Annotated in this window: 22 protein-coding genes; 12 read left to right on the top strand and 10 right to left on the bottom strand. The window is 61.0% G+C overall.

The window, feature by feature from the left end:
* Position 1 precedes the first annotated feature (1 nt).
* From BFN10_RS21905 to BFN10_RS21895, 3 genes are all read left to right on the top strand, one after another.
* The gene (locus BFN10_RS21905; RefSeq protein ID WP_071491406.1) at positions 2-826 is read left to right on the top strand and encodes a mechanosensitive ion channel family protein; all 825 of its coding nucleotides are present in this window, start codon (positions 2-4) and stop codon (positions 824-826) included.
* A gap of 87 nt (positions 827-913) precedes the next feature.
* Entirely contained in the window at positions 914-1,504 is a 591-nt protein-coding gene (sigX, locus tag BFN10_RS21900) for an RNA polymerase sigma factor SigX (RefSeq protein ID WP_010208495.1), read from the top strand.
* A gap of 107 nt (positions 1,505-1,611) precedes the next feature.
* Positions 1,612-2,592, top strand: a complete 981-nt coding sequence (locus BFN10_RS21895; protein ID WP_071491405.1) for an OmpA family protein — start codon at positions 1,612-1,614, stop codon at positions 2,590-2,592.
* Positions 2,593-2,652: 60 nt separating this feature from the next.
* Here the strand turns inward: BFN10_RS21895 and cobA are convergent, their stop codons facing one another.
* From cobA to BFN10_RS21870, 5 genes are all read right to left on the bottom strand, one after another.
* Positions 2,653-3,396: a uroporphyrinogen-III C-methyltransferase gene (gene cobA / locus BFN10_RS21890; RefSeq protein WP_071491404.1), complete on the bottom strand. Its 744-nt coding sequence runs from the start codon at positions 3,394-3,396 to the stop codon at positions 2,653-2,655.
* A gap of 26 nt (positions 3,397-3,422) precedes the next feature.
* The gene (locus BFN10_RS21885; protein WP_071491403.1) at positions 3,423-5,093 is read right to left on the bottom strand and encodes a bifunctional protein-serine/threonine kinase/phosphatase; all 1,671 of its coding nucleotides are present in this window, start codon (positions 5,091-5,093) and stop codon (positions 3,423-3,425) included.
* Positions 5,093-6,304 carry a nitrate/nitrite transporter gene (locus BFN10_RS21880; protein ID WP_071491402.1) on the bottom strand — a complete coding sequence of 404 codons (1,212 nt, stop codon included), beginning with the start codon at positions 6,302-6,304 and terminating at the stop codon, positions 5,093-5,095. The genes BFN10_RS21885 and BFN10_RS21880 overlap by 1 nt, the downstream gene beginning before the upstream one ends.
* 157 nt (positions 6,305-6,461) lie before the next feature.
* Complete coding sequence (locus tag BFN10_RS21875) at positions 6,462-7,037, bottom strand: ANTAR domain-containing response regulator (protein ID WP_071491401.1); 576 nt, start codon at positions 7,035-7,037, stop codon at positions 6,462-6,464.
* Between the two features lie 13 nt (positions 7,038-7,050).
* Positions 7,051-8,277 (bottom strand): CmpA/NrtA family ABC transporter substrate-binding protein, encoded by a 1,227-nt coding sequence (locus BFN10_RS21870; RefSeq protein ID WP_071491400.1) that lies wholly within the window; start codon positions 8,275-8,277, stop codon positions 7,051-7,053.
* Positions 8,278-8,550: 273 nt separating this feature from the next.
* Between BFN10_RS21870 and sctC the strand changes: the two genes are divergently transcribed.
* The 5 genes from sctC to BFN10_RS21845 all read left to right on the top strand — a co-directional run bounded on the left by sctC (position 8,551) and on the right by BFN10_RS21845 (position 12,346).
* Complete coding sequence (gene sctC / locus BFN10_RS21865) at positions 8,551-9,978, top strand: type III secretion system outer membrane ring subunit SctC (RefSeq protein WP_071491399.1); 1,428 nt, start codon at positions 8,551-8,553, stop codon at positions 9,976-9,978.
* 16 nt (positions 9,979-9,994) lie between these two features.
* On the top strand, positions 9,995-10,219 hold the full coding sequence (locus BFN10_RS21860) for a FliM/FliN family flagellar motor switch protein (RefSeq protein WP_071491398.1): 225 nt from the start codon (positions 9,995-9,997) through the stop codon (positions 10,217-10,219).
* A 156-nt stretch (positions 10,220-10,375) separates the two neighbouring features.
* Complete coding sequence (locus tag BFN10_RS21855; protein ID WP_071491397.1) at positions 10,376-10,780, top strand: winged helix-turn-helix domain-containing protein; 405 nt, start codon at positions 10,376-10,378, stop codon at positions 10,778-10,780.
* Entirely contained in the window at positions 10,773-11,234 is a 462-nt protein-coding gene (locus tag BFN10_RS21850) for a transglycosylase SLT domain-containing protein (RefSeq protein ID WP_130898135.1), read from the top strand. The genes BFN10_RS21855 and BFN10_RS21850 overlap by 8 nt, the downstream gene beginning before the upstream one ends.
* An 86-nt stretch (positions 11,235-11,320) precedes the next feature.
* A complete protein-coding gene (locus BFN10_RS21845) occupies positions 11,321-12,346 on the top strand; it encodes a quinone-dependent dihydroorotate dehydrogenase (protein WP_071491396.1) in 1,026 nt (341 codons plus the stop codon).
* Positions 12,347-12,469: 123 nt separating this feature from the next.
* Here BFN10_RS21845 and rmf read toward each other — a convergent pair whose 3' ends face one another.
* Positions 12,470-12,685 (bottom strand): ribosome modulation factor, encoded by a 216-nt coding sequence (gene rmf, locus BFN10_RS29005; RefSeq protein ID WP_002553055.1) that lies wholly within the window; start codon positions 12,683-12,685, stop codon positions 12,470-12,472.
* A gap of 532 nt (positions 12,686-13,217) precedes the next feature.
* On the opposite strand from rmf, the gene rlmKL reads away from it, so the two are divergent.
* On the top strand, positions 13,218-15,482 hold the full coding sequence (gene rlmKL, locus BFN10_RS21840) for a bifunctional 23S rRNA (guanine(2069)-N(7))-methyltransferase RlmK/23S rRNA (guanine(2445)-N(2))-methyltransferase RlmL (RefSeq protein ID WP_071491395.1): 2,265 nt from the start codon (positions 13,218-13,220) through the stop codon (positions 15,480-15,482).
* 142 nt (positions 15,483-15,624) lie between these two features.
* Positions 15,625-18,021, top strand: coding sequence for a sensor domain-containing diguanylate cyclase (locus tag BFN10_RS21835; protein WP_071491394.1), 2,397 nt, complete (start codon positions 15,625-15,627; stop codon positions 18,019-18,021).
* 64 nt (positions 18,022-18,085) lie between these two features.
* Here the strand turns inward: BFN10_RS21835 and dacB are convergent, their stop codons facing one another.
* A complete protein-coding gene (gene dacB / locus BFN10_RS21830) occupies positions 18,086-19,546 on the bottom strand; it encodes a D-alanyl-D-alanine carboxypeptidase/D-alanyl-D-alanine endopeptidase (protein WP_071491393.1) in 1,461 nt (486 codons plus the stop codon).
* Positions 19,547-19,784: 238 nt separating this feature from the next.
* Here dacB and BFN10_RS21825 point away from each other — a divergent pair, with 238 nt between their 5' ends.
* Positions 19,785-20,129 carry a YggL family protein gene (locus BFN10_RS21825; protein WP_010208515.1) on the top strand — a complete coding sequence of 115 codons (345 nt, stop codon included), beginning with the start codon at positions 19,785-19,787 and terminating at the stop codon, positions 20,127-20,129.
* A 36-nt stretch (positions 20,130-20,165) separates the two neighbouring features.
* Here the strand turns inward: BFN10_RS21825 and BFN10_RS21820 are convergent, their stop codons facing one another.
* On the bottom strand, positions 20,166-21,356 hold the full coding sequence (locus BFN10_RS21820) for a benzoate/H(+) symporter BenE family transporter (RefSeq protein ID WP_058427362.1): 1,191 nt from the start codon (positions 21,354-21,356) through the stop codon (positions 20,166-20,168).
* Between the two features lie 214 nt (positions 21,357-21,570).
* Here BFN10_RS21820 and BFN10_RS21815 point away from each other — a divergent pair, with 214 nt between their 5' ends.
* Positions 21,571-22,335: a GntR family transcriptional regulator gene (locus BFN10_RS21815; RefSeq protein WP_015885332.1), complete on the top strand. Its 765-nt coding sequence runs from the start codon at positions 21,571-21,573 to the stop codon at positions 22,333-22,335.
* A gap of 64 nt (positions 22,336-22,399) precedes the next feature.
* Here BFN10_RS21815 and guaD read toward each other — a convergent pair whose 3' ends face one another.
* Both guaD and xdhC read right to left on the bottom strand, forming a co-directional pair.
* The gene (gene guaD / locus BFN10_RS21810) at positions 22,400-23,704 is read right to left on the bottom strand and encodes a guanine deaminase (protein ID WP_071491392.1); all 1,305 of its coding nucleotides are present in this window, start codon (positions 23,702-23,704) and stop codon (positions 22,400-22,402) included.
* A 12-nt stretch (positions 23,705-23,716) separates the two neighbouring features.
* Positions 23,717-24,556, bottom strand: a complete 840-nt coding sequence (xdhC, locus tag BFN10_RS21805) for a xanthine dehydrogenase accessory protein XdhC (protein ID WP_071491391.1) — start codon at positions 24,554-24,556, stop codon at positions 23,717-23,719.
* Positions 24,557-24,645: the final 89 nt, after the last annotated feature.

Raw genomic sequence — 24,645 nt, 5'->3', positions numbered from 1 at the left:
TATGGAACTTGATCTCTGGACCCAGAGCCTAGTCACCGCGATGACCGCATTGTGGACCAAGGTGGCGAATTTCATTCCCAACCTGTTTGGTGCCCTGGTGCTGGTGTTGCTGGGCTTTGTCGTGGCCAAGCTGCTCGACACCCTGCTGTCCAAACTGCTCGCGAAACTGGGCCTCGACCGCCTGATGGCAGGCACCGGTCTGACCAAACTGTTGGGGCGTGCCGGGCTGCAGGTACCGATCTCGACATTGATCGGCAAGATCGTTTATTGGTTTGTTTTGCTGATTTTCCTGGTTTCTGCGGCTCAATCCCTTGGACTTGAGCGAGTTTCAGCTACGCTCGACATGCTGGCGCTGTACTTGCCGAAGGTTTTCGGCGGCGCGCTGGTGCTGCTGGTAGGTGTTTTGCTGGCGCAACTGGCCAATGGGCTGGTGCGCGGCGCCGCCGAAGGCGTGGGTTTGGACTATGCTGCTGGCCTGGGGCGGATTGCCCAGGGCTTGGTGATTATCATCAGTATTTCGGTCGCGATCAGCCAGTTGGAGGTCAAGACTGACCTGCTCAACCACGTGATTGTGATCGTTTTGATTACCGTTGGTCTGGCCGTTGCGCTGGCCATGGGCTTGGGAAGCCGGGAAATTGCCGGTCAGATTCTTGCGGGAATCTATGTGCGTGAGTTGTACCAGGTGGGCCAACAGGTGCGTGTGGGCGAGGTTGAAGGGCAAATCGAGGAGATCGGCACGGTCAAGACGACGGTGCTGACCGATGACGGCGACCTGGTGTCGCTGTCCAACCGGATTCTCCTGGAGCAGCAGGTCAATAGCCGCTAACCCGGCAAACCCTGCTAATGTACGCCGCCGCGAGCCTGGGTGATCGGGCTGTGGCGGACATTGACCTGACTGTCGGCACGACTTGTTTTGAATAAAGCCCAAACGCTGTCCACGCGCTATGACCCCCGTGAGCTCTCTGATGAGGAGCTGGTCGCGCGTTCGCACACGGAGCTGTTTCACGTCACTCGCGCGTACGAAGAATTGATGCGCAGATATCAACGCACTTTGTTCAACGTTTGTTCAAGGTATTTGGGGAACGATAGAGATGCGGATGATGTCTGTCAGGAAGTGATGCTCAAGGTGTTGTACGGCCTGAAGAACTTCGAAGGCAAATCGAAGTTCAAGACATGGCTGTACAGCATCACGTACAACGAGTGCATCACGCAGTATCGGAAGGAACGGCGAAAGCGTCGCTTGATGGACGCCTTGAGTCTTGACCCCCTTGAGGAGGCGTCTGAAGAGAAGGCGCCGGCACCCGAGGAGAAGGGCGGACTTGATCGCTGGTTGGTGTATGTGAACCCGATTGACCGGGAAATTCTGGTGCTACGATTTGTCGCAGAGCTGGAGTTTCAGGAAATCGCTGACATCATGCACATGGGTTTGAGTGCTACAAAAATGCGTTACAAGCGTGCTCTTGATAAATTACGTGAGAAATTTGCGGGCGAGACTGAAACTTAGTGCGTGGCAAATATCTCTTACGTGTAGGCAAGTTCTGTTAGACTTGTCGCCGAGTTGTCCCCCGGTTTGTGGGACTGCTTTACAATCACCAGATGGGGATTTAACGGATGAAACTGAAAAACACCTTGGGCTTGGCCATTGGTTCTCTTATTGCCGCTACTTCTTTCGGCGTTCTGGCACAAGGCCAAGGCGCAGTTGAAGGCGAGCTGTTCTACAAGAAGCAGTACAACGATAGCGTCAAGCACATCGAAGACGGCTTCAATCCTGGCGCTCGCATCGGTTACTTCCTGACCGACGACCTGTCCTTGAACCTGTCCTACGACAAGACCAACCACACCCGTTCGAACGACGGTACTGGTAACCAGAAGATCAAAGGCGATACCGGCAGCCTGGTTGCCCAGTATCACTTCGGTCAAGCTGGCGTAGACAGCCTGCGTCCATACGTAGAAGGCGGTTTCGGTCACCAGAGCCGTACCAACGTTCAGGCTGACGGCCACAGCGGTCGCGACCAGACTACTTTCGCTACCGTTGGTACTGGCGTGAAGTACTACTTCACCAACAACCTGTACGCACGTGCCGGTGTTGAAGCTGACTACGGTCTGGACAACGGCAAGTGGGACTACTCCGCACTGGTCGGCCTGGGCGTAAACTTCGGCGGTAACGCTGGCGCAGTTGCTCCAGCTCCTACCCCAGCACCAGCTCCAGAGCCAACTCCAGAGCCAGAAGCTCCAGTTGCTCAGGTTGTTCGTGTTGAGCTGGACGTCAAGTTCGACTTCGACAAGTCGGTTGTTAAGCCTAACAGCTACGGCGACGTGAAAAACCTGGCCGACTTCATGGCTCAGTACCCAGCTACCAACGTAGAAGTTGCTGGTCACACTGACTCCGTAGGTCCAGACGCTTACAACCAGAAGCTGTCCCAGCGTCGTGCTGACGCTGTTAAGCAAGTCCTGGTTAAAGACGGCGTTGCTCCTAGCCGTATCACCGCAGTAGGTTACGGTGAATCCCGCCCAGTTGCTGACAACGCAACTGAAGCTGGTCGTGCCATCAACCGTCGTGTAGAAGCGTCGGTAGAAGCTACAGCTCAGTAATTACTGAGTGGTAGAAAAAAGCCCGGCTCAGGCCGGGCTTTTTTTCGCCTGGAATTTGCTTCAGGCGCTGGCGGCTTGTGTAAGGCAAGCGACTTGCCCAGGGGCTGCCACATGGCCAATCACCAGGATGGCCGGGCTCTTCAAGGCAAATGCCTGCGCATCTGCATACATGCGTGACAACTCACTGCGGCATTCCCGTTGCTGGGGCAGCGATGCGTTTTCGATCATCGCCACCGGCATATCCGCCGCCATCCCGCCGTCCAGCAATTGCTGGCGAATCTCCTCAAGCTTTGCCACGCCCATGTACACCACCAAGGTCGTCCCGCCCTCGGCCAGGGCCCGCCAATTCAGGCGGCTGTCGTCCTGGGTATGCGCCGTCACCAGGGTCACGCCACGGCTCACCCCGCGCAGCGTCAGCGGAACCGCGCAATTTGTCGCGCCCGCCAGGCCCGCCGTGATCCCGTTGACCAACTCCACCTCGACGCCCCGTTCACGCAGCCACATGGCTTCCTCACCGCCACGCCCGAAAATGCACGGGTCGCCGCCCTTGAGCCGCACCACGCATTTGCCCTGGCGCGCATAGCGCAGCATCAGGCGATGGATAAAGTCCTGCGGTGTCGAGCGACAGCCACCGCGTTTACCCACGGTGATCACCCGTGCTTCAACGCAGTGTTCCAGTACCGCCGGGTTGACCAGGTCATCGATCAGCACCACATGCGCCTCACGCAGGGCGCGTACGGCCTTGAGGGTCAACAGTTCCGGGTCACCGGGACCCGCGCCCACCAACCAGACTTTTGCGTTCATGGATTTTTCCTCGTCCAGGGATGACGTCAGCGGTGAAAGAGTGAGTACAACAGCACTAGATTGATCAACATCGACAGCAGTCCCAGAGTGCGCCAGACCTTCAAGGGTTCACGCTCCAGCAAAGGCTTGGGGCGAATGCTCAGTTCCTGCCGGTCCGCCTGTTCCAGCACACGCAACCATTCTTCGGCGGTTTCGTAACGATGCGCAGGTTGGGCCGCCACTGCCCGGTCCAGGCTGAGGGGTAGCCAATCCGGCAGATCGGGGCGGTAGCGGCTGGCGCTGAAGGGCTGGTTGAACCGGGGCCGTTGGAAGGCTTCGATTTCACCGTAGGGGTAGTGCCCGGTCAGCAGGTAATACAGGCTGACACCGACACTGTATAAATCCTGTTGGGCCGTAGGCCGGTCGCCGTTGAACGCCTCGGGCGCGATAAAGCTTGGTGTGCCAGGCAATGCATGGACGCGGTCTTCCGACAGGCCCGGGCAGTACGCCAGGCCGAAATCCAATACACGCAGTTCGCCGTCATCCCCCAGCAGCAGGTTTTCCGGCTTGATATCGCGGTGCAGGATCTGCCGCCGGTGCAACATGCCCACCGCCCGCAGCAAGCGCTCGGCGATCGACTGCCATTGCGCCAGGGGCAATGGGCCGTGCTGCTGGAACAGTTCGGCCAGGGTCTGGCCGGGGTAGTCCCGCATCACGTAGTACAGATGCTGGCGTCCGCTGGCGGCATGGACTTCAGGAAACGCCCGGCCGGCGACGCGTCGTAGAAACCATTCTTCCGCGAGCAAGGCCTGGCCGGCATCGCTGTCATCATCGCGGCTCAGCGGCAGGGTTTTCAGAAGCCAGGGTTGCTGCTGGGCATCCCGCACCCGGTACAGTAACGACTGTCGGCTCTGCGCCAATACGCTTTGCACCTGCCAGCCTTCAAAGTGTTGCCCGGCTTTCAACGGCGGTGGCAGCGGCCATTGCTGCAACTGCACCAGGGCGTCGCCGAGGGTCGCCGCGCCGAGGGTGTCGATACGCACGAGCAGGGCGCTGGCATTGTCCTGGCTACCCGCCAGGTGCGCGGCGTTCACCAGGGTGTTGACCGCCAGATCCAGGTCGGTTTGCTCGCGCAGAATCGAACGGATGCTGTGATCACCCAGGGTTGCCCACACGCCGTCACTGAGCAGCAGGAAACATTCGCCTTCGCGCAACTGGCCGTCGAGAAAATCCACTACCAGGTGTTGATCCAGGCCGAGGGCACGCTTGAGCACATGCTGCATGCCCGGCTGCTCCCATACGTGATCCTCACTGAGGCGCTGCAATTCGCCATCCAACCAGCGATACGCCCGGCAATCGCCGACATGCGCGAGGGTGAAGCGCTGGCCGCGAAACACCAGGGCGCTCAGGGTGGTCAGCAACGGCTGGCCACCGCCATTGGCCTGCAGCCAGCGATTCTGGGCCGACAGCAAGCGTTCCAGGGCCTGGGCCACGCTCCAGGTCTGCGGCGTGGCGTAGTAATCCAGGGCCAGCGCCTGCAAGGTCGAGCGCGCGGCCAGGCCGCCGTCGGCGCACTGACTCACTCCATCGGCGATGGCGCACAAGTAGCCTTTGCTCGCCGCCAGTTCGGCCACGGGTGTCACCACCCGCAGTGCGTCCTGGTTTTGCGCCCGAGGGCCGATGGTACTGGCCTGAGCGATGCTCAGTTGCAGGCTCATCAGACCCGTGCAGCCGTCACGGCGGCCGAGCCCCAGGTGGTTCTCCAGCGACGTTTAACGCCATGCAGGCCGAACCAGGCCAATACGCCCAGGCTCGCGAACAGCCACAGCGCCATCTGATAGCTGCCGGTGCTTTGCTTGATCGCGCCCATGCCAGCTGCCAGGGCGAAACCGCCAATGCCGCCGGCCATGCCGATCAGGCCGGTCATCACGCCGATCTCACGGCGGAAACGCTGCGGCACCAGTTGGAACACCGCACCGTTACCGGCGCCCAGGCCAAGCATGGTGCAGACGAACAGGGCCAGCGCCGCATAAGAGCTTGGCAGGTTGAAACCCACCGCCGCGATGCAGATTGCTGCCACGCTGTACATGCCCAGCAACGTACGAATCCCGCCGAAGCGGTCCGCCAGCGCACCGCCCAGTGGGCGCATCAGGCTGCCGCCGAACACGCAGGCGGCGGTGTAGTACCCCGCGGTCACCGGGCTCAGGCCGTACTGGTCGTTGAAGTAACCGGGCAGGGCGCTCGCCAGGCCGATAAAGCCGCCGAAGGTCACGCTGTAGAAAAACATGAACCACCAGCTGTCACGGTCGCCCAGGGCCTTTAAGTAGTCGGCCATGGATTTGGCTTTTGGCCGTTCAGGGGCATTGCGCGCCAGCCAGGCAAACACGATCAGCGTCAGCACCAGCGGAATCAGAGCGAAGCCGAACACGTTGCTCCAGCCAAACGCGGCCGCCAACACAGGCGCCAGCAACGCGGCGAACACCGTGCCTGAATTGCCCGCACCGGCGATGCCCATGGCCTTGCCCTGGTGTTCGGCCGGGTACCATTGGGAGGCCAGCGGCAACGCGACAGCAAAGGATGCACCGGCCATACCGAGGAACAGTCCCAGCAGCAGCGCTTGTTCGTAGCTATGGATGCCCAGTTTCCAGGCGCCGAACAGGGCACAGATCACAATCACCTGGCCGATCAGCCCGGCGGTCTTGGGCGACAGCTTGTCCGCCAGCATGCCCATCAGGAAGCGCAGCACCGCGCCCGCCAGGATCGGTGTCGCCACCACCAGCCCGCGTTGTTGGGTGGTCAGGTGCAGGTCGGCGGCAATCTGTACCGCCAGTGGGCCTAGCAGGTACCAGACCATGAAGCTCAGGTCGAAATACAGGAACGCGGCAAACAGGGTCGGGGTGTGCCCGGATTTCCAGAAGCTTGATTTCATCACGCACCTCAACGGTTGGGAGTCTTGTAAGAAGGCCAAAACGAAAAAACGCCGCCACCGGGTTCGCGAGGGCAAACCGGGTGTGCGACGTCTTTGTCGTGGAGGGGCAACCGCCGTTGGCTACCTGTGCGGAATACTTAGCAAGAGCTGAGCCAAATCAGCCGAGCAGCTCGCTCATGGCGATAATCTGCTCCGCCACCTGGATCAGTTTCTGCTGGCGGCTCATGGCCTGGCGACGCATCAGGGTGTAGGCCTCTTCTTCGTTGCAGGCCTTCATTTTCATCAGCATGCCCTTGGCCAGCTCGATGCGCTTGCGCTCGGCCAATTGCTGGTCGCGCGCCTGGAGCTGGGCGCGCAAGGCCTGGTCGCTTTCGAAGCGCGCCATGGCCACATCGAGGATCGGCTGCAGGCGCTGGGCCTGGATGCCTTCGACGATGTAGGCGCTGACGCCGGACTTGATCGCCTGGCGCATTACGTTCGGGTCATGTTCGTCGGTAAACATCACGATGGGCCGGGGTTGGTCTCGGCTGACCAATACCACCTGCTCCATCACATCACGACCCGGTGACTCGGTATCGATCAGGATCACGTCCGGGCGCACCGTTTCGACGCGTGCGGGCAGGTCGATGGTCAGGCCGGACTCATCGATGACATCAAAACCGGCCTCGATCAGCGCCGACCTGAGGCGGCCGACCTTACGCGGGGTGTCATTGATCAACAGGATTCGCAGCATGGAGATTCTCCTGTCAGCGCCAGGCCTGGCGGTTGGAATCATTGGCCAGGGCATGCAGGCGGAAGCTGCGGGCGTATTCGGTTGGGTTGGAACCGTCCCAGATTTTGCCGTCGATCAGTTGGCTGCTGCGCATGTCCTGGGCCTTTACCGGGATCCCCAGCGCACCTGCCGCCTGGCGATACAACGCCAGTTGCTGCACCTGGCGGGCAACGCCCAGGTAGTCGGGGTCCTCGCGCAACAGGCCCCAACGCCGGAACTGGGTCATGAACCACATGCCGTCGGAGAGGTAAGGCAGGTTCACCTCGCCACCGGCGAAGAAACGCAGGGCGTGGGGATCCTGCCACTGGTTGCCCAGGCCATCGTCATAGGCGCCCAGCAGGCGCGGTTCGATGCAGTCGAGCGGGGTGTCGAGGTACTCGCGACCACTGAGCAATTGCGCGGTGGAACGGCGGTTTTCGGTGCTTTCTTCGATAAACCGGCTGGCCTCCAGGATCGCCATCACCAGCACGCGCGCAGTATTGGGGTACTGGTCGACGAACGTCCGGGTGCAACCGAGGACCTTTTCCGGGTGATCCGGCCAGATCGCTTGGCTTGTCGCCAAGGTAAACCCCTGGTTTTGCTTGACTGCGCTGGCGCACCAGGGCTCGCCGACACAAAACCCGTCGATGCGTCCGGCTTGCAGGTGGGCAACCATTTGCGGTGGCGGGACCAACACGCTGTCCACATCCTGCAAGGGGTGAATACCTTGGCTCGCCAGCCAGTAATACAGCCACATGGCGTGAGTACCTGTGGGAAAGGTCTGCGCGAAGGTCAGTTTTGTTCGGCTTTGGTGCACGTGGCGGTCAAGCGCCTCAGGAGTGATCACCCCTTGTTGCTGCAAGCCGTGGGACAGGTTGATGCTCTGGCCGTTCTGGTTGAGCCCCATCAGCACGGCCATGTCGGTGGGCGCGACTCCGCCGATGCCCAGGTGCACGGCATAGATCAGCCCGTACAGGCTGTGAGCGGCGTCCAGTTCGCCGCTGACCAGTTTGTCGCGCAGGTTGGCCCAGGACGATTGGCGCTTGAGGTTCAGGGTCAGGCCGTAGGGTTGAGCGAAGCCCTGGGTGGCCGCTACGACCATCGAGGCGCAGTCGCTCAGGGCCATGAAACCCAGGTCAAGGCTGCTCTTTTCCGGGGCATCACTGCCGTTGACCCAGGCCAGCGGGTCGTTCATCGGGCTGTTGCCGACCGAATCGTTCATCAACACCTACCTTTTCTTTCAAAAAAAAGCGTCGTTCCCTCAGATGGCGATGTAAGCCAATGCGGGTAACGACGCCTTTGTCCGTAGCGCGCTCCGCCGTTGGCGCGTGCTCTCATGCAGAGTTCATAGCAAGGCACATGCCACGGGCAGTGAGGCGCGGCTGGCCGTCAGCTTTCCATCAAGATTGAAACCGGACGGGCTTTCAGTATGGCCGCTCTCTCACCGCCAGACTGCCCAGGAACCCTCACGGTGCACGCCGAATCCCTTGTAACGATGCTCCGTCTCCGGTTTTACCGTTGGCTGTGGTTTGCCGGCCTGTGGTTGGGAAGTGCGCTGGCTTGGGCCGAGCTTCACCAGGTTCGGGATGAAAGCCTGTATACCGTGTTCACTGCGCTGTCTGAGCCGCTGGGGGTGCCCATCGTTGTCAGCCAGGCGGTGGCGCGCAAACGTCTCAGCACCGCACTGGATTTCGATGCGCCGCAACAGGCGTTGGAGGCGCTTGCGCAAGAGCAGGGGTTGATCTGGTACAGCGACGGGCAAGCGCTGCATATCTACGATGCTGACGAGGCAAAGAGCTCTGCGGTGACCTTGCGGCATATTACGGTCGACAAGTTGCGTGGCCTCATGCGCCGCTCGGGCCTTGATGAGTCACGCCATCCCCTGCGTGAAAGTGGGGCACGCACATTTTATGTGTCCGGCCCACCTAACTACGTCGACCAGGTGATGCGCCTGGCCCAATTGATGGATCGGCAAAGAGCCGACTTGCGTGTGGGCGCGCAGGCCTTTGGTGTGGTTCAGGTGCTTAACACCGATGTGGCGGACCGTCAGTACGGCGCGCGCGACAACCCGGTTACCGTGCCGGGAATGGCGTCGATGATCGAGACCCTGCTGGCCAGCGGGCACAAGGGGTTGCTGGCCGACAAGAGCCTTGGTGTGATCGCCTACCCGGACAGCAACAGCCTGCTGATCAAGGGCAAGCCGGCCCAGGTGACCTTCATCCAGAAACTGGTGGCGGAACTCGACATACCCAAGCGATCGATCGAAGTGTCGTTATGGCTGGTGGATGTTGAGCGTGACGAGCTGGAAAAACTGGGCCTGGGCAGGGATGAAGACGCCCGGATGTCGACCACGCGAATCCTTGCGCCTCAGGATGACAATCGCGTGATGGCCAGGATCGGTGCATTGGAGCGTCGTCGACGGGCGAAGGTGGTGGCACTGCCCGTGATTCTCACTCAGGAGAACGTCCCGGCGGTGTTTCAGGATAGCCATACGTTTTATCTACCGCCCTCCGGAAACGACCGAACTGACTGGAAACCTGTGCGCTATGGCACTCAGGTCAGCGTACTGCCGCGTTTTTCAGAAGCTAACCAGATCGAAATGCGCCTTGAGATTGAGGAGGGGCGCCAGATAAGTGAGAAGGGGCGGCGTGAAAAAAATACCGCGGTGGGGCAGGTGGGGGTCAACAGTGTGGTGCGTGTGCCCCAGGGCAGGCGTCTGTGGCTGGGCGCGTTTCAACGAGAGGCAGAGCGGCGGGCGACTACTCGCCCGGATCAAGTGCGTCTGTTTGTGATTCAGGCCAGGGCCGTGGGCCTTGAGACGCTGGGGTCGGGTGGGGGGGCAGGGCCGCCGCCTTTGACGGCAGCGCAATACGAGCGTGTTCAACGTGCGTTTGTACGGCCTGAGCGCGATGTCTCACCGTGAGCAAGGTGTCAGCCCGATGCATCTGGAAATTCTTCTTCAGGAACAACTGATCAGCCGCCGGCGCCTGGCAAAGTTTGCGCCCGGGAAGGTGTTGCCTTTGATGCCAGAGATAATCCATTGCGTGGAGGTTCGGGTTAACGGGCAATTACTGGCCTTGGGTGAGTTGGTGCAGTTGGAAGACCGGTTGGGGGTTGAGTTGCACGAGGTTTACCACGCGTGGCTACCTGAAGGTGATGGGTAGCGAAACGTCTTACAGCGTGGTTCCAAAATAATGCGCGATGTCTGCGCTTTTTCCTAACGTGAGCCTTGAGGCAGGTTTTTATAGTCGTGGCAGGGGCACTTGAACCCGTAATGCAAATGAGGACTTCAATGTCAGTAGTCGGATGCCGAGGTAATCATGGCTGTCATGGATGATGGAGGGACGACGACTTCCCTGGTTTTTGCGCGTTGGACCCTGCACGAAGATGGTCGCCTGACCGGTGAGGACGCAGATCTTCAGTTGCCGCCCAAGGAAGGGCTGGTGTTGCGGTTGTTGCTGATGTCCGGTGGCGTGTTGATGACCAAGGATCGCTTGCTGGAGCTGGCCTGGCCGCAGGGGGAAGTTGCCGAAGAGTCGCTGACACGCTGCATTTATTCACTGCGCAAGTACCTTGGCACCGACAAGGGGTTTATCAAGACGATTTACGGTCGGGGGTACCGTTTCATTTGCCCGGTGACGATCAAGGGCCCCGCGTCTGGCCGTATGGACCATGTGTGCTCGGCATGCGGCCATACCCGCAATGGAGTGGCAGGCCGTGGCTAGGTTCTGGAGCAAGGGCTTGGTGTTGGGTGTCATGATGACCGGCAATCAGGCGCTGGCCTATTGCTGGGAGGAGGCGGCCAGCCGCTACGACATCGAGCCCGAATTGCTGCAGGCGATCGCTGCGGTGGAGTCGGGCTTTCGTGCGCACGCGATAAACGATACGAACCGTAATGGCACTCGGGACATCGGCCTGATGCAGATCAACAGCAGCCATTTGCCGCGCCTGCTCGAGCGAGGTATTACCGAGGAGCGGTTGCTCAATGAGCCTTGCCTGTCGGTGGAGGTAGGGGCTTCGATTCTCGCCGAGTTCATCCAGCGCTTTGGCTACAACTGGACGGCGGTAGGCTCCTACAACGCAGGCCCGGGTTCCGGGCCTGCGCGTGAGGCGTTGCGCATGCAATATGCCCAGAAAATCTGGGCGTATTACGAGCAGTTGGTAGCGCACCGCTACTGACGATTGAGGTTCGCGCCTCGCGCGCAACCCGTGACCCCGGCTATAATCGCCGCCACCTTTCGCCGCCATCCGAGTCTAGCCCGCCCATGTATACCCTGGCCCGCCAGCTGTTGTTCAAACTCTCCCCGGAAACCTCCCACGATCTGTCCCTGGACCTGATCGGTGCCGGTGGCCGCCTGGGGCTCAATGGCCTGGTATGCAAGGCACCGGCAAAAATGCCGGTCTCGGTGATGGGGCTCGACTTCCCCAACCCGGTCGGCCTGGCGGCTGGCCTGGATAAGAACGGTGCGGCCATCGATGGTTTTGCACAGCTGGGTTTCGGTTTCGTTGAAATCGGCACCGTGACGCCACGTCCACAGCCGGGTAACCCCAAGCCACGTATCTTCCGCCTGCCGGAAGCCGAGGCGATCATCAATCGCATGGGTTTCAACAACCTGGGCGTTGATCACCTGCTGTCGCGGGTTCAGGCGGCGAAGTACAAGGGCATCCTGGGCATCAATATCGGCAAGAACTTCGATACGCCGGTCGAGCGTGCGGTGGATGATTACCTGATCTGCCTGGACAAGGTCTACGCCCACGCCAGCTATGTCACGGTCAACGTCAGCTCGCCCAATACCCCGGGCCTGCGCAGCCTGCAGTTCGGCGACTCCCTCAAGCAACTGCTCGAAGCCTTGCGCCAGCGCCAGGAAGACCTGGCCGTGCGTCATGGCAAGCGCGTGCCGCTGGCGATCAAGATCGCGCCGGACATGAGCGACGAAGAAACCGTGCTGGTGGCCCAGGCCCTGGTGGACTCGGGGATGGACGCAGTCATCGCGACCAACACCACCCTCAGCCGCGTAGGCGTCGAAGGCCTGGCACATGGCGACGAAGCGGGCGGCCTGTCGGGGGCGCCGGTGCGTGACAAGAGCACCCATATCGTCAAGGTGCTGGCTGCGGAGTTGGCCGGGCGCTTGCCGATCATCGCCGTCGGCGGTATTACCGAAGGCAAGCATGCGGCCGAGAAGATTGCCGCGGGCGCAAGCCTGGTGCAGTTGTATTCCGGCTTCATCTACAAAGGCCCGGCGCTGATTCGCCAGTCGGTAGATGCCATCGCGGCATTGCCAAAAGCCTGAAAGCCATCCATTAAAAAGGGCTCCTGAAAAGGAGCCCCCTGGGCCGAAGCCCGCCGCCCGGATGGGGCGTGCATGGTAAGTCGTTATAAATCCAGAGGTGGTGTCGGAATTAATTGCCCTTGATTAGCCGACGGCGTGAAGTTCGTTGAGTCTGTGGATTCCCGCAGTGCCAGTCATACCGTCCCAGTTGTCGCCGCGTCCTTCTCGCCAGCCGTTGATCCAGGCTTGGCGTACCGACGGTAGAGTAAATGGGCAAAGCTCACGGGATTTGCCATGAACGCCGTATTGATATCCGCGTAAAAATGCTCTTTCCAACGGATCACGCTTAAGTCTTCTCATAGGGTGTTTCCCTCACTTGTTGACTGTCTTGATATCCTTCGGCCTCGTCCGAGACCGGGCAGAGTTTTTCTGCCGTTGGTGGGCTCGCTGCCGGCGTGGCGAGCCGATGTGTCGGCGTCGTTACGGCGCCAACCTGTGTTGAGTTCTAACCAATAGGTCACATGGATTCAATGATCGTTTTGTCATAAGCACGTAACGATAACGATGCTATAGCGATAAGCTGGGATGGTTTTTCGCCCCTTTTATCGGGCAAAGCCAGCTATGATGCACCCTGCATAGAGGATGGGTTTAATCCTTTAGTGAGAATGTCCGCCCGTTGCAGTCAGTTATTATTCGACGAAGGGTCGGAATATTTCTTTTTGTTACAGCCAATTGTTTCTCTGCCCCGTCATTACAGGCCCAAAGGCCCGGCAGCCGGGGTGGGACGGCACATTCGTGCCACGCGAGCACTCTTCAAGAAAAGTGCTTGATTGAAAACCGAACCGGCGATGCGTCGCCCGTTCATTTATTGCTGAAAAGCCTGGAATGCCCCATGTCGGACCGTTTTGAACTCTTCCTCACCTGCCCCAAGGGCCTCGAAGGCCTGCTGATCGAGGAAGCCGTCGGGCTTGGCCTTGAGGACGCCCGCGAGCACACCTCGGCTGTGCGCGGCATGGCCGATATGGAAACCGCCTACCGCCTGTGCCTCTGGTCGCGCCTGGCCAACCGCGTGCTGCTGGTGCTCAAGCGCTTCCCGATGAAGGACGCCGAAGACCTCTACCACGGCGTGCTGGATATCGAGTGGGCCGACCACATGGTGCCGGATGGCAGCCTGGCGGTTGAATTCAGCGGCCACGGTTCGGGCATCGACAACACCCACTTCGGCGCGCTGAAGGTCAAGGATGCGATTGTCGACAAGCTGCGCACCCCGACTGGCGAGCGCCCGTCCATCGACAAGATCAACCCGGACCTGCGCATCCACCTGCGCCTGGACCGTGGCGAAGCGATCCTGTCCCTCGACCTGTCCGGCCACAGCCTGCACCAGCGCGGTTATCGCTTGCAGCAGGGGGCGGCACCGTTGAAGGAAAACCTGGCGGCCGCGATCCTGATCCGTGCCGGCTGGCCGCGCATCGCCGCTGAAGGCGGCGCGCTGAGTGACCCGATGTGCGGCGTGGGCACCTTCCTGGTGGAAGGCGCAATGATCGCTGCCGACATGGCCCCCAACCTGAACCGCGAGCTGTGGGGTTTCACCACCTGGCTCGGTCATGTCCCGGCGCTGTGGAAGAAGCTGCACGCCGAAGCCGCTGAACGCGCCGCCATCGGCATGAACAAGCCGCCGCTGTGGATCCGTGGCTACGAAGCCGATCCGCGCTTGATCCAGCCTGCGCGCAATAACATCGAGCGGGCCGGCCTGAGCCACTGGATCAAGGTGTACCAGGGCGAAGTCGGCACCTTCGAACCGCGCCCGGACCAGAACCAGAAAGGCCTGGTCATCTGCAACCCGCCGTACGGCGAGCGCCTGGGTGACGAAGCCAGCCTGTTGTACCTCTACCAGAACCTCGGCGAGCGTCTGCGCCAGGCGTGCATGGGCTGGGAAGCCGCAGTGTTCACCGGCGCGCCGGACCTGGGCAAGCGCATGGGCATCCGTAGCCACAAGCAGTATTCGTTCTGGAACGGCGCGTTGCCGTGCAAGTTGCTGCTGATCAAGGTCAACCCGGACCAGTTCGTCACCGGCGAGCGTCGTACCCCGGAACAGCGCCAGGCCGAGCGTGAGCAAGCTGCCTACGATCAGGCCCCGGCCGAGCCGCAAGAGCGCCAGTACAACAAGAACGGCAACCCGATCAAACCTGCTCCGGCCCCGGTGGTCGAGCAGGCGCGCCTGAGCGAAGGCGGGCAGATGTTTGCCAACCGCCTGCAAAAGAACCTCAAGCTGCTAGGCAAGTGGGCCAAACGCGAAGGCGTGGATTGCTACCGCGTGTACGATGCCGACATGCCGGAATACTCCATGGCCATCGACCTGTATCACGATTGGGTGCATGTACAGGAATACGCGGCGCCCAAGTCCATTGACCCGGAAAAAGCCTCCGCGCGTATGTTCGATGCGCTGGCGGCCATTCCCCAGGCGCTGAACATCGACAAGAGCCGCGTGGTGGTCAAGCGCCGTGAGCGTCAGAGCGGTACCAAGCAGTACGAGCGCCAGAGCGCCCAGGGCAAGTTCACCGAAGTCAGCGAAGGCGGCGTAAAGCTGCTGGTCAACCTCACCGACTACCTGGACACCGGCCTGTTCCTCGACCACCGCCCGATGCGCCTGCGCATCCAGAAAGAGGCGGCCGGCAAGCGTTTCCTCAATCTGTATTGCTACACCGCCACCGCCAGTGTGCATGCGGCCAAGGGCGGCGCGCGCAGCACCACCAGCGTCGACCTGTCCAAGACCTACCTGGACTGGGCACGCCGCAACTTGTCCCTCAACGGCTTCTCCGACAAGAACCGTCTGGAGCAGGGTGACGTGATGGCCTGGCTGGAGGCCAGCCGCGATGAGTTCGACCTGATCTTCATTGACCCGCCGACCTTCTCCAACTCCAAGCGCATGGAAGGTATCTTCGACGTGCAGCGCGACCACGTGCAGTTGCTCGACCTGGCCATGGCGCGCCTGGCGCCGGGCGGCGTGCTGTACTTCTCGAACAACTTCCGCAAGTTCGCACTGGAGGACAACCTGAGCGAACGCTACGCGGTCGAGGAAATCAGCGACAAGACCATCGACCCGGATTTCGCACGCAATGCGAAGATCCACCGGGCGTGGAAAATCACCGCGCGCTGAACACGGCTGTCAATCAGGCCGTAAGCCTGGATTATTCCGGGTTTGCGGCTTTTTTACGCTGGTCAAATTCAAGGCCGGTGGCTATAACTTAAGGCCAAGCCAAAGTGACACCCCCCGCACGCTGGCGCTGTGAGTGTTGCCTATGCCGTTGCAAGCCGTACGCCCGAAAATCCTAGGCTTTATCAGTGAGCAGGCGTCGGCTTGGCTGGTGGCATTGGTGGTGTTGCTGGCAGGGTTTGCCTTGACGGCTGTTGTGGCCTGGGCGGCCGCCGACCTCTATCAGCAGCAGGTGCGCCAACGCTTTCAGTTGTTGGTCAACGAACGCTACAGCCGCCTGCAGGAACGCTTCGACGACCAGGAACAACGCCTGAACAGCTTGCGGCGTTTCTTCGTCAACTCCGATGACGTGTCCCGCGAAGAGTTTGACGGTTTTGCCCAGCCCTTGTTGCTGCGCGCGCGCGCTTACTCCTGGGCGCCCCGGGTGTATCGCGAACAGCGCGGTCAGTTTGAAAAAGCCGTGTCCGCGCAGCGCGGCACACCTTTCGTGATCTGTGAGTTGAATTCCACGGGTGAGTTGGCCCCTGCGCCCGAGCGCGATGAATACGTACCGGTACTGTACAGCCAGACTCAAAGCCTGTTGGGGGCACCCCTCGGCTTTGACCTGCTGGCCCAGCCCCTGAGGCGTTCGGTGCTTGAGCGTGCGCAAAACACCGGCAAGCTGGCGGTGTCCCAGCCCATGCAACTGGTGGGTGTGGAACCGGACTATGCCACCGGGGTTTTATTGGTCGCGCCGGTCAGTCATTTGCCCACCTCCGACCAATCCCAGAATGAGCCCTACGGCTATGTCATGGCGGTGATCAGCATGCGCCAACTGGTGGCCGACGGTTTGCCCAAGCCGGACCGCGACAACCTGGTGATGCAGATCGTCGACACCTCCGACGTGCAAAAGCGCGTGCTTTTCGAGTCCGGCAATGCCGTGGCCAGCAGTGATCTGGTCGGGGCGCGCCGCCTCACGCTGGGTGACCATGTGTATGCCCTCACACTGCGTCCGAGCCAGGTGTTCGACCAGGCCAACCACTCCTCGCTGAGCACGATCCTGACCATGGGCGGCCTGCTCAGCCTGTTGCTCAGCGCGTTGCTCTATGTGCTGGTCAGCCAACGCCAGCGCGCGTTGAAACTGGTGGAGCAGCGCACGGCGCAGTTGCGTCTGCGCGAGCAGGAATTACGCGGCGCCCACGGCCAATTGCGCAGTGTGCTGAATGCTGCGACGCAGGTCGCGATCATTGCCACCGACCTGCGCGGTGTCATCAATACCTTCAATGCCGGTGCCGAGCAGATGCTGGGGTTCAAGGCCGAGCAGGTGGTGGGCACGCACACCCTGGAAAGCCTGCACCTGGCGTCGGAACTGGAAGCGCGTTCCGCCAGCCTCAGTGTAGCCTTGGGCAAACGCATCCCGGCAAGCCAGGCGATGCTGGTGGAAAGTCCCGACAACCTGCACCAAGCCCGCGAGTGGACCCTGGTTCGTGAGGATCGCAGCCAACTGACGGTGAACATGCTGGCCACCGTGTTGCTGGACGACCATGGTTTGTGGATCGGTCACCTGGCGATTTACCTGGACATTACCGAACAAAAGCGCGCCTACGAGGCATTGGCGGCCAGGGATCGGCTGCTCAAGAAACTCAGCGCCCATGTGCCCGGCGGCATCTTCCAGTTCACCCTGGAGCCTCAAGACAACTGGAAATTCATCTACGCCAGCGACGGCATGCGCGATATCTATGAAATCGAGACCGGCGTGCTGCAGCAGGATGCGAAGAAGGTCTTCGAGCGCATCCACCCGCTGGATGCGGAGCGGGTACGCGCATCGATCCGCTTGTCGGCGTTGCAGTTGAGCCATTGGCGGGAGGAGTACCGGGTGCTGTTGCCGCAACGCGGACTGCGCTGGATTCGCGGCGAAGCGACGCCGGAAGAGTTACCCGGAGGAGGGACGCTGTGGCATGGCTACGTGTCGGATATTTCCGATCTGAAGCGGGTGGAAGAAGAGCTGCGTGCACTCTCCATCACCGACTCCCTGACCGGGATCCACAACCGCCGCTATTTCCAGGACCGCCTCAAGGCCGAGATGGTCAGGCTCAACCGCACCTCGGGGGCCTTGTCGGTGATCATGCTCGATATCGATCACTTCAAGCGCATCAACGACCAGCATGGGCATGCCGTCGGCGATGGGGTATTGCAGGAGTTGTGCAAACGCATCAGCCAGCGCCTGCGCCGCACCGATGTGTTCTGCCGCCTGGGTGGCGAGGAGTTCATGGTGCTGTGCCCGCACACCGATGGTGCTCAGGCCTACAGCCTGGCGATGGAGTTGTGGGCGTCGTTGCGCAGCGTGCCGATGGAGCCGGTCGGTATTGTCACCGCGAGCTTCGGCGTGGCCAGTTGGCGGGTGGACGAAGGTATCGATGGGCTGCTGCTGCGCGCTGACTCGGCCGTGTACGTGGCCAAGCAGGCAGGCAGGGATCGGGTGGAAGCGCAGTCGGTTTGCTGACTGGCCCTGTCGTGGTGAGCGGGCTTCTGGGGTGAGCGGACAAGCCTGTTCACCCCAGTATGTTTCAGAGGGCCGGTGCTGCCGCAGCCACCTTCGGCTGACGGTACAGGTCGAGCAACACCTGATCCAACACCGACGAAGCACCCCATGGCTTCGGGTCGTTGAGGATAGCCACCACAGCCCAGGTATTGCCGTTGTTGTCGCGGCTGAACCCGGCGATGGCGCGCACGGTGTTCAGGGTGCCGGTCTTGACGTGGGCTTCGCCGCGCATGGCGGTGGTCTTCAGGCGTTTGCGCATGGTGCCGTCGGTGCCGGCAATCGGCATCGAACTGATGTACTCGGCAGCGTAGGGGCTTTTCCACGCGGCTTGCAGCATGGCCGCCATCTCGCGGGCGCTGACCCGTTCGGCGCGGGACAGGCCTGAGCCGTTCTCCATCACCAGGTGCGGCGCGGTGATGCCTTTCTTCGCCAGCCACTGGCGCACCACGCGTTGCGCAGCCTTGGCATCGTCGCCATCGGCGTCGTTGCGGAACTGCGCGCCCAGGCTCAGGAACAACTGCTGGGCCATGGTGTTGTTACTGTATTTGTTGATGTCGCGGATGATTTCCGCCAGGTCCGGCGAAAAGGCCCGGGCCAATACCTTGGCATCCTTGGGCACCGGCGCCTGGATGTCACGGCCCTGGATGGTGCCGCCCAGTTCCTTCCAGATCGCCCGGACGGCGCCGGCGGTGTAGGTGGCGTGGTCCAGCAGCGACAGGTAGGTCTGCGAGCTGCAGCCATCGGCCAATTGGCCGCTGACCGTTACCGTCACGCTGCCGTCGGCGGCGGTGACCGGGTTATAGCGTACGTCGCCGGTGCACTGCTTGGCGTTGGACACCTTGACCTGGTTGTCGATACGGATGCTGGCAATCGGCGGCTCGACCGATACCAGTACCCGGCCCGAATCATTGCGGGTCACGAAGCGCAGGGCCTTGAGGTTGACCAGCAGCGCGTCCGGCTTGACCAGGAAGGGCTTGTTCTCGTCGTTGCCGTCGTCGTTGAATTCCGGCAACAGCGGCTGGTTGAAGAAGCTGCGGTCCAGCACCAGGTCCCCAGTGACTTGCTGCACGCCGTTGGCGCGCAGGTCGCGCATCAGCAGCCAGAGTTTTTCCATGTTCAGCTTGGGGTCGCCGCCGCCCTTGAGGTACAGGTTGCCGTGCAACACGCCACCGCTGAGGGTGCCATCGGTGTAGAACTCGGTTTTCCACTGGTGGTTGGGGCCGAGCATTTCCAGGGCCGCGTAAGTGGTGACCAGCTTCATGGTGGAGGCCGGGTTCACCGACACGTCGGCGTTGAACACGGTGGGCGTGCCCGGGCCGTTCAGTGGGATCATCACCAACGACAGCGCAGTGTTTTGCAGTTTGGCTTTGGCCAACGCCTGTTGAACATTGGGCGGCAGGGTATTGTTGACGGGGGCAGCGGAGACGGAAAAGGCCAGTGGCAGAATAAAACCGGCAAACAGAACGGAACGCAACGATTTGATCATAAGAAGTAAAACCCTACTGCTGAGGAGGGTGAAAAAGGCGAGGGGTAAGTAAGAAAAATCCCTCAATGGTCATGAAAGTGTCGGCATTATGCCCCAAGGTGGAGCCACTTGTAGCTGAACCATAGCTGGTATTAGGCGTTTTTTTTACAGGCATTGTGCCGCCTGTCCCAGAGAGTCGGGCAATCGCCGCCTTAAACTGCTAAAGTGCCGCCCGTTATTACTTATGAGGATTGTTCCAATGGCGACTAACCGTTCCCAGCGTCTGCGCAAAAAACTGTGCGTTGATGAATTTCAAGAGCTGGGTTTCGAACTGAACCTGGACTTCAAAGAAGGCCTGAGTGAAGAAGCTATCGACGCTTTCCTCGAAGCATTCATCAAAGAAGCCATGGAAGCCAATGGTCTGGGCTACGTCGGCGGCGACGACTACGGTCTGGTTTGCCTGCAGAAGCGTGGCTCGGTCTCCGAAGAGCAACGTGCTGCCGTTGAAGCCTGGCTGAAAACCCGTTCCGAGCTGACCAAGGCTGAAGTCAGCCCGCTGCTGGACGTGTGGTATCCGGAAAAGCCGATCAACGCGGCTAAGTGATACTGAAAAAACGGCGACCCCAGGGTCGCCGTTTTTTTATGCCTTGCGCCAATTCAGAATCAGCAGCGTCAACACCCCCGCCACAATCCCCCAGAACGCCGACCCGATGGAAAACAGCGTCAGGCCAGACGCCGTGACCATGAAGGTGATCAGCGCCGCTTCACGTTCCTTCGGCTCATTCATGGCGATGCTCAGGCCATTGATGATCGAGCCAAACAGCGCCAGCGCCGCGATCGACAGCACCAGTTCCTTGGGCAAGGCTGCGAACAGCGCCGCCAAGGTCGCGCCGAATACCCCGGCAATCCCGTAGAACACCCCGCACCACACGGCTGCGGTATAGCGCTTGTTGCGGTCTTCATGGGCATGGGGCCCGGTGCAGATCGCTGCGCTGATGGCGGCCAGGTTGATGCCGTGGGAGCCGAACGGCGACAACACCAGAGATGCCAGCCCGGTGGCGGTGATCAGCGGCGAGGCCGGCACGTTGTAGCCGTCGGCCCGCAGCACGGCGATGCCGGGCATGTTCTGCGAGGTCATCGCCACCACGAACAATGGGATGCCGATGCTGATGGTCGCCGCCAGCGAAAAGTGCGGCGTGGTCCATACCGGCGTCGCCACTTCCAGGTGGAAACCGCTGAAGTCCAGCAGCCCCATCAACCCCGACAGCGCGGTGCCGATCAGCAGCGCGGCCAGCACCGCATAACGCGGCGACAGGCGCTTGATCACCAGGTAGGTGAAGAACATTCCCAGCACCAGCCCGGTGCGATGCTGCGCGGCGACGAAGATCTCGCTGCCGATCTTGAACAGGATGCCCGCCAGCAGGGCCGCCGCCAATGACGCCGGGATACGCTTGACCAGTTTTTCAAAGCTGCCGGTCAAGCCGCAGATCGTCACCAGCACCGCGCAGGTGATGTACGCGCCGATGGCTTCGCCGTAGCTCACACCGCCCAGGCTGGTGATCAGCAGCGCGGCACCTGGCGTCGACCAGGCAATGGTGATGGGGGTGCGATAGCGCAGGGACAGGCCGATGCTGCACACTGCCATGCCGATGGAGATCGCCCAGATCCATGAAGAAATCTGCGCCGTGGTCAAACCGGCGGCTTGCCCGGCCTGGAACATCAGGACCAGGGAGCTGGTGTAGCCGGTCATCATGGCGATGAAGCCGGCGACGACGGCCGAGGGTGAAGTGTCGGCCAGCGGGCGCAGAGGCGCTTGGGCGGCATCGGTCATGGACAGGTGTTCCTTTTACCAGGGAAGTTGCGGATTCAAGCCTAAACTCAAACGCAGCGACCCATTGCAATACAGCCGACGCCGCAAACAGCCGTACAGTGTGTTGGCGCATTGGGTTGTGTACAATGTGCCCTGTTTTTAGGTGATACTTGCCAGCGACACGCTGTTGCCGTATTACCGTTAATTCGCCGCCGTTCTCCAAACCCGAGTGCCCATGAACGAACAGTTGCAACCTCTCAAGAAACAACCGCGTGCCGGCAAGGCCGGTCGCAGCGGAACCCAGGACGATATCGTCTACGCGCATATCTTCGAGGCGATCCTCGAACAACGCCTGGCACCCGGTACCAAGTTGAGCGAAGAGGCACTGGGCGAAATCTTCGGCGTCAGCCGCACCATCATTCGCCGCGCGTTGTCGCGCCTGGCCCATGAAGGCGTGGTGCTGCTGCGGCCCAATCGCGGTGCGGTAGTGGCCAGCCCAAGCGTCGAGGAGGCACGCCAGGTGTTCCTCGCGCGGCGTCTGGTGGAGCGGGCGATCACTGAGTTGGCGGTGCAACACGCCACGGCCGAGCAACTGGCCGAACTGCGCCAGATGGTCAATGACGAACGCGACAGCTTCTCCCGTGGCGATCGCGGCGCCGGTATCCGTCTCTCCGGCGAGTTCCACCTCAAGCTGGCCGAAGCGGCGAAGAACGCGCCGCTGATCAGCTTCCAGCGCAGCCTGGTGTCCCAGACTTCATTGATCATCGCGCAGTACGAAAGCGGCAACCGCTCGCACTGTTCCTACGATGAACACACCCAGCTGATCGACGCAATCGAGGCACGGGATGCGGCGTTGGCAGTGAACTTGATGATGCATCACATGGATCACATCGACAGCAAGCTCAACCTCGATGAAGAGAGCGCGTCGGATGATCTGCATGCGGTGTTTTCGCATTTATTGCAGACCAAGAAGCCGGGGCGTTCGTCCATAAAGTTGTAAATACGACCAACAATGTGGGAGTGGGCAAGCCCCCTCCCACATTTGTTTTGGGGTGTTTATGGGATTAGCGCTGGTGCACCAATTGCCCCGCCGCATAAGTCTGCAACACCGTCCGATCATCCCCCAGTGTCATCAATACAAACAACGTCTCGGCAATGTTCTTCGCCTGCTTCAGGCGATAGCTCAGCAGTGGCGTGGCGTTGTAGTCCAGCACCAGGAAGTCCGCATCGGTGCCCGGTTGCAGCGTGCCGATCTTGTCTTCCAGCCGCAGCGCCCGCGCACCGCCCAGGGTCGCCAGGTACAGCGACTTGAACGGGCTCAAGCGTGCGCCCTGCAACTGCATGACTTTGTAGGCTTCGTTCAGGGTTTGCAGCAGCGAGAAACTGGTGCCGCCCCCCACATCGGTGCCCAGGCCCACATTCAGCTTGTGCTTCTCGGCCATCGGCAGGTTGAACAAACCGCTGCCGAGGAAGAAGTTCGAGGTCGGGCAAAATGCGACTGCTGAACCGGCCTCTGCCAGCCGCGCGCACTCGTCATCACACAGGTGCACGCCATGGGCAAACACCGAGCGCTCGCCCAGCAACTTGTAGTGGTCGTAGACATCCAGATAGCCACTGCGCTCCGGGAACAGCTCCTTCACCCACTCGACTTCCTGCTTGTTCTCGCTGATGTGGGTCTGCATGTACAGGTCCGGGTATTCCCCCAGCAGTTGCCCGGCCAGTGCCAGTTGCTCCGGCGTACTGGTCGGGGCAAAGCGTGGCGTCACCGCATAATGCAGGCGGCCCTTGCCGTGCCAGCGCTCGATCAGCGCCTTGCTTTCCTGGTAGCCGGATTCGGCGGTGTCGGTCAGGTAGTCCGGCGCGTTGCGGTCCATCATCACCTTGCCGGCGATCATGCGCAGGTCGAGTTTTTCTGCCGCTTCAAAGAATGCATTCACCGATTGCGGATGCACACTGCCGAACACCAGCGCGGTGGTGGTGCCGTTGCGCAGCAGTTCCTTGATGAAGATGTCCGCGACTTCCTCGGCGTGAGCCTTATCGGCGAACTGGCTTTCGCACGGGAAAGTGTAGGTGTTGAGCCAGTCGAGCAACTGCTCGCCATAGGCGCCGACCATGCCGGTCTGCGGCAGGTGGATGTGGGTGTCGATCAGGCCCGGGGTGATCAACGCGTCCTGGTAATGGGTGATGTCGATGTCGGCGGGCAAGGTCGGCAGTAAATCGCTGGCATGGCCGATGGCGCTGATTTGACCGTTTTCGATCACCAGCAGGCCGTCTTCGAAGTACTCGTAGGAGGCGTCGATGCCCACTTCAGCGGGGTCGGCGAGGCTGTGCAGCAGGGCGGCACGGTAGGCTTTGCGAGTCAAAGGCATGGTGATCTCATTTCAAATGGCTTGGCTGCGACGCGAGGCCGGCAGCAGTTTGGCAATGGGTTCGGCGCTGGCGGTGTGCTGGCCGAAATTGGCGTTATAGGTGGCGATGATTTCGCCGGCGATGGAGATGGCGATCTCCACCGGCAACTTGCCCTTCACCTCGGTGAGGCCCATGGGGCAGCGCATGCGTTGCAGTTGCGCGGCGTCGAAGCCGCGATCCCGCAGGCGATGTTCGAACTTGACGCGCTTGGTCTTCGAGCCGATCAGGCCGAAGTAGGCAAAGTCGTTGCGCTTGAGCAGGGCGGCGGTGAGTTCCAGGTCCAGCGCGTGGTTGTGGGTCATGACGATGCAATAACTGCCCACCGGCAGATCGGCAATTTCGTCGACCGGCTCTTCGCTGACGATTTTACGCACGCCCTGGGGGATATGTGCTGGAAACTCCTGGTCACGGGAATCGATCCAGCGCACCCGACACGGCAGGCTGGCCAGCAACGGCACCAGCGCCCGGCCGACATGGCCGGCGCCAAACACCGCAATCTGCGCCTGCACCTGGCCCATGGGCTCAAACAGCAATACGGTCACGCCGCCGCAGCACTGGCCCAGGCTCGCGCCGAGGCTGAAGCGTTCCAGATGGGTGTTCTGCTGGCCGCGCACGAGCATGTCGCGGGCGATCTGCATCGCCTTGAATTCCAAGTGCCCGCCACCGATGGTGTCGAAGGTCTGGGCGGCGCTGATGACCATCTTCGAACCGGCATTGCGCGGCGTGGAGCCGAGCTCTTCGATGATGGTCACCAGCACGCAGGGTTCACCTTGGTTTTGCAGGTCGGCGAGGGCGCTGATCCAGTTATTCATGGTCACCTCTTGTGGTGTCTGTCAGGCCGCTATCGGGGGCAAGCCCCCTCCCACATTTGAAGGTATTCACAGATCAAAGTGTGGGAGGG

This window comes from Pseudomonas extremorientalis (assembly GCF_001870465.1).
In the GTDB taxonomy this organism is placed as follows: domain Bacteria; phylum Pseudomonadota; class Gammaproteobacteria; order Pseudomonadales; family Pseudomonadaceae; genus Aquipseudomonas; species Aquipseudomonas extremorientalis.
The sequence above is the reverse complement of the archived record's forward strand: the minus strand, read 5'-3'. Positions and strand labels throughout refer to the sequence as shown.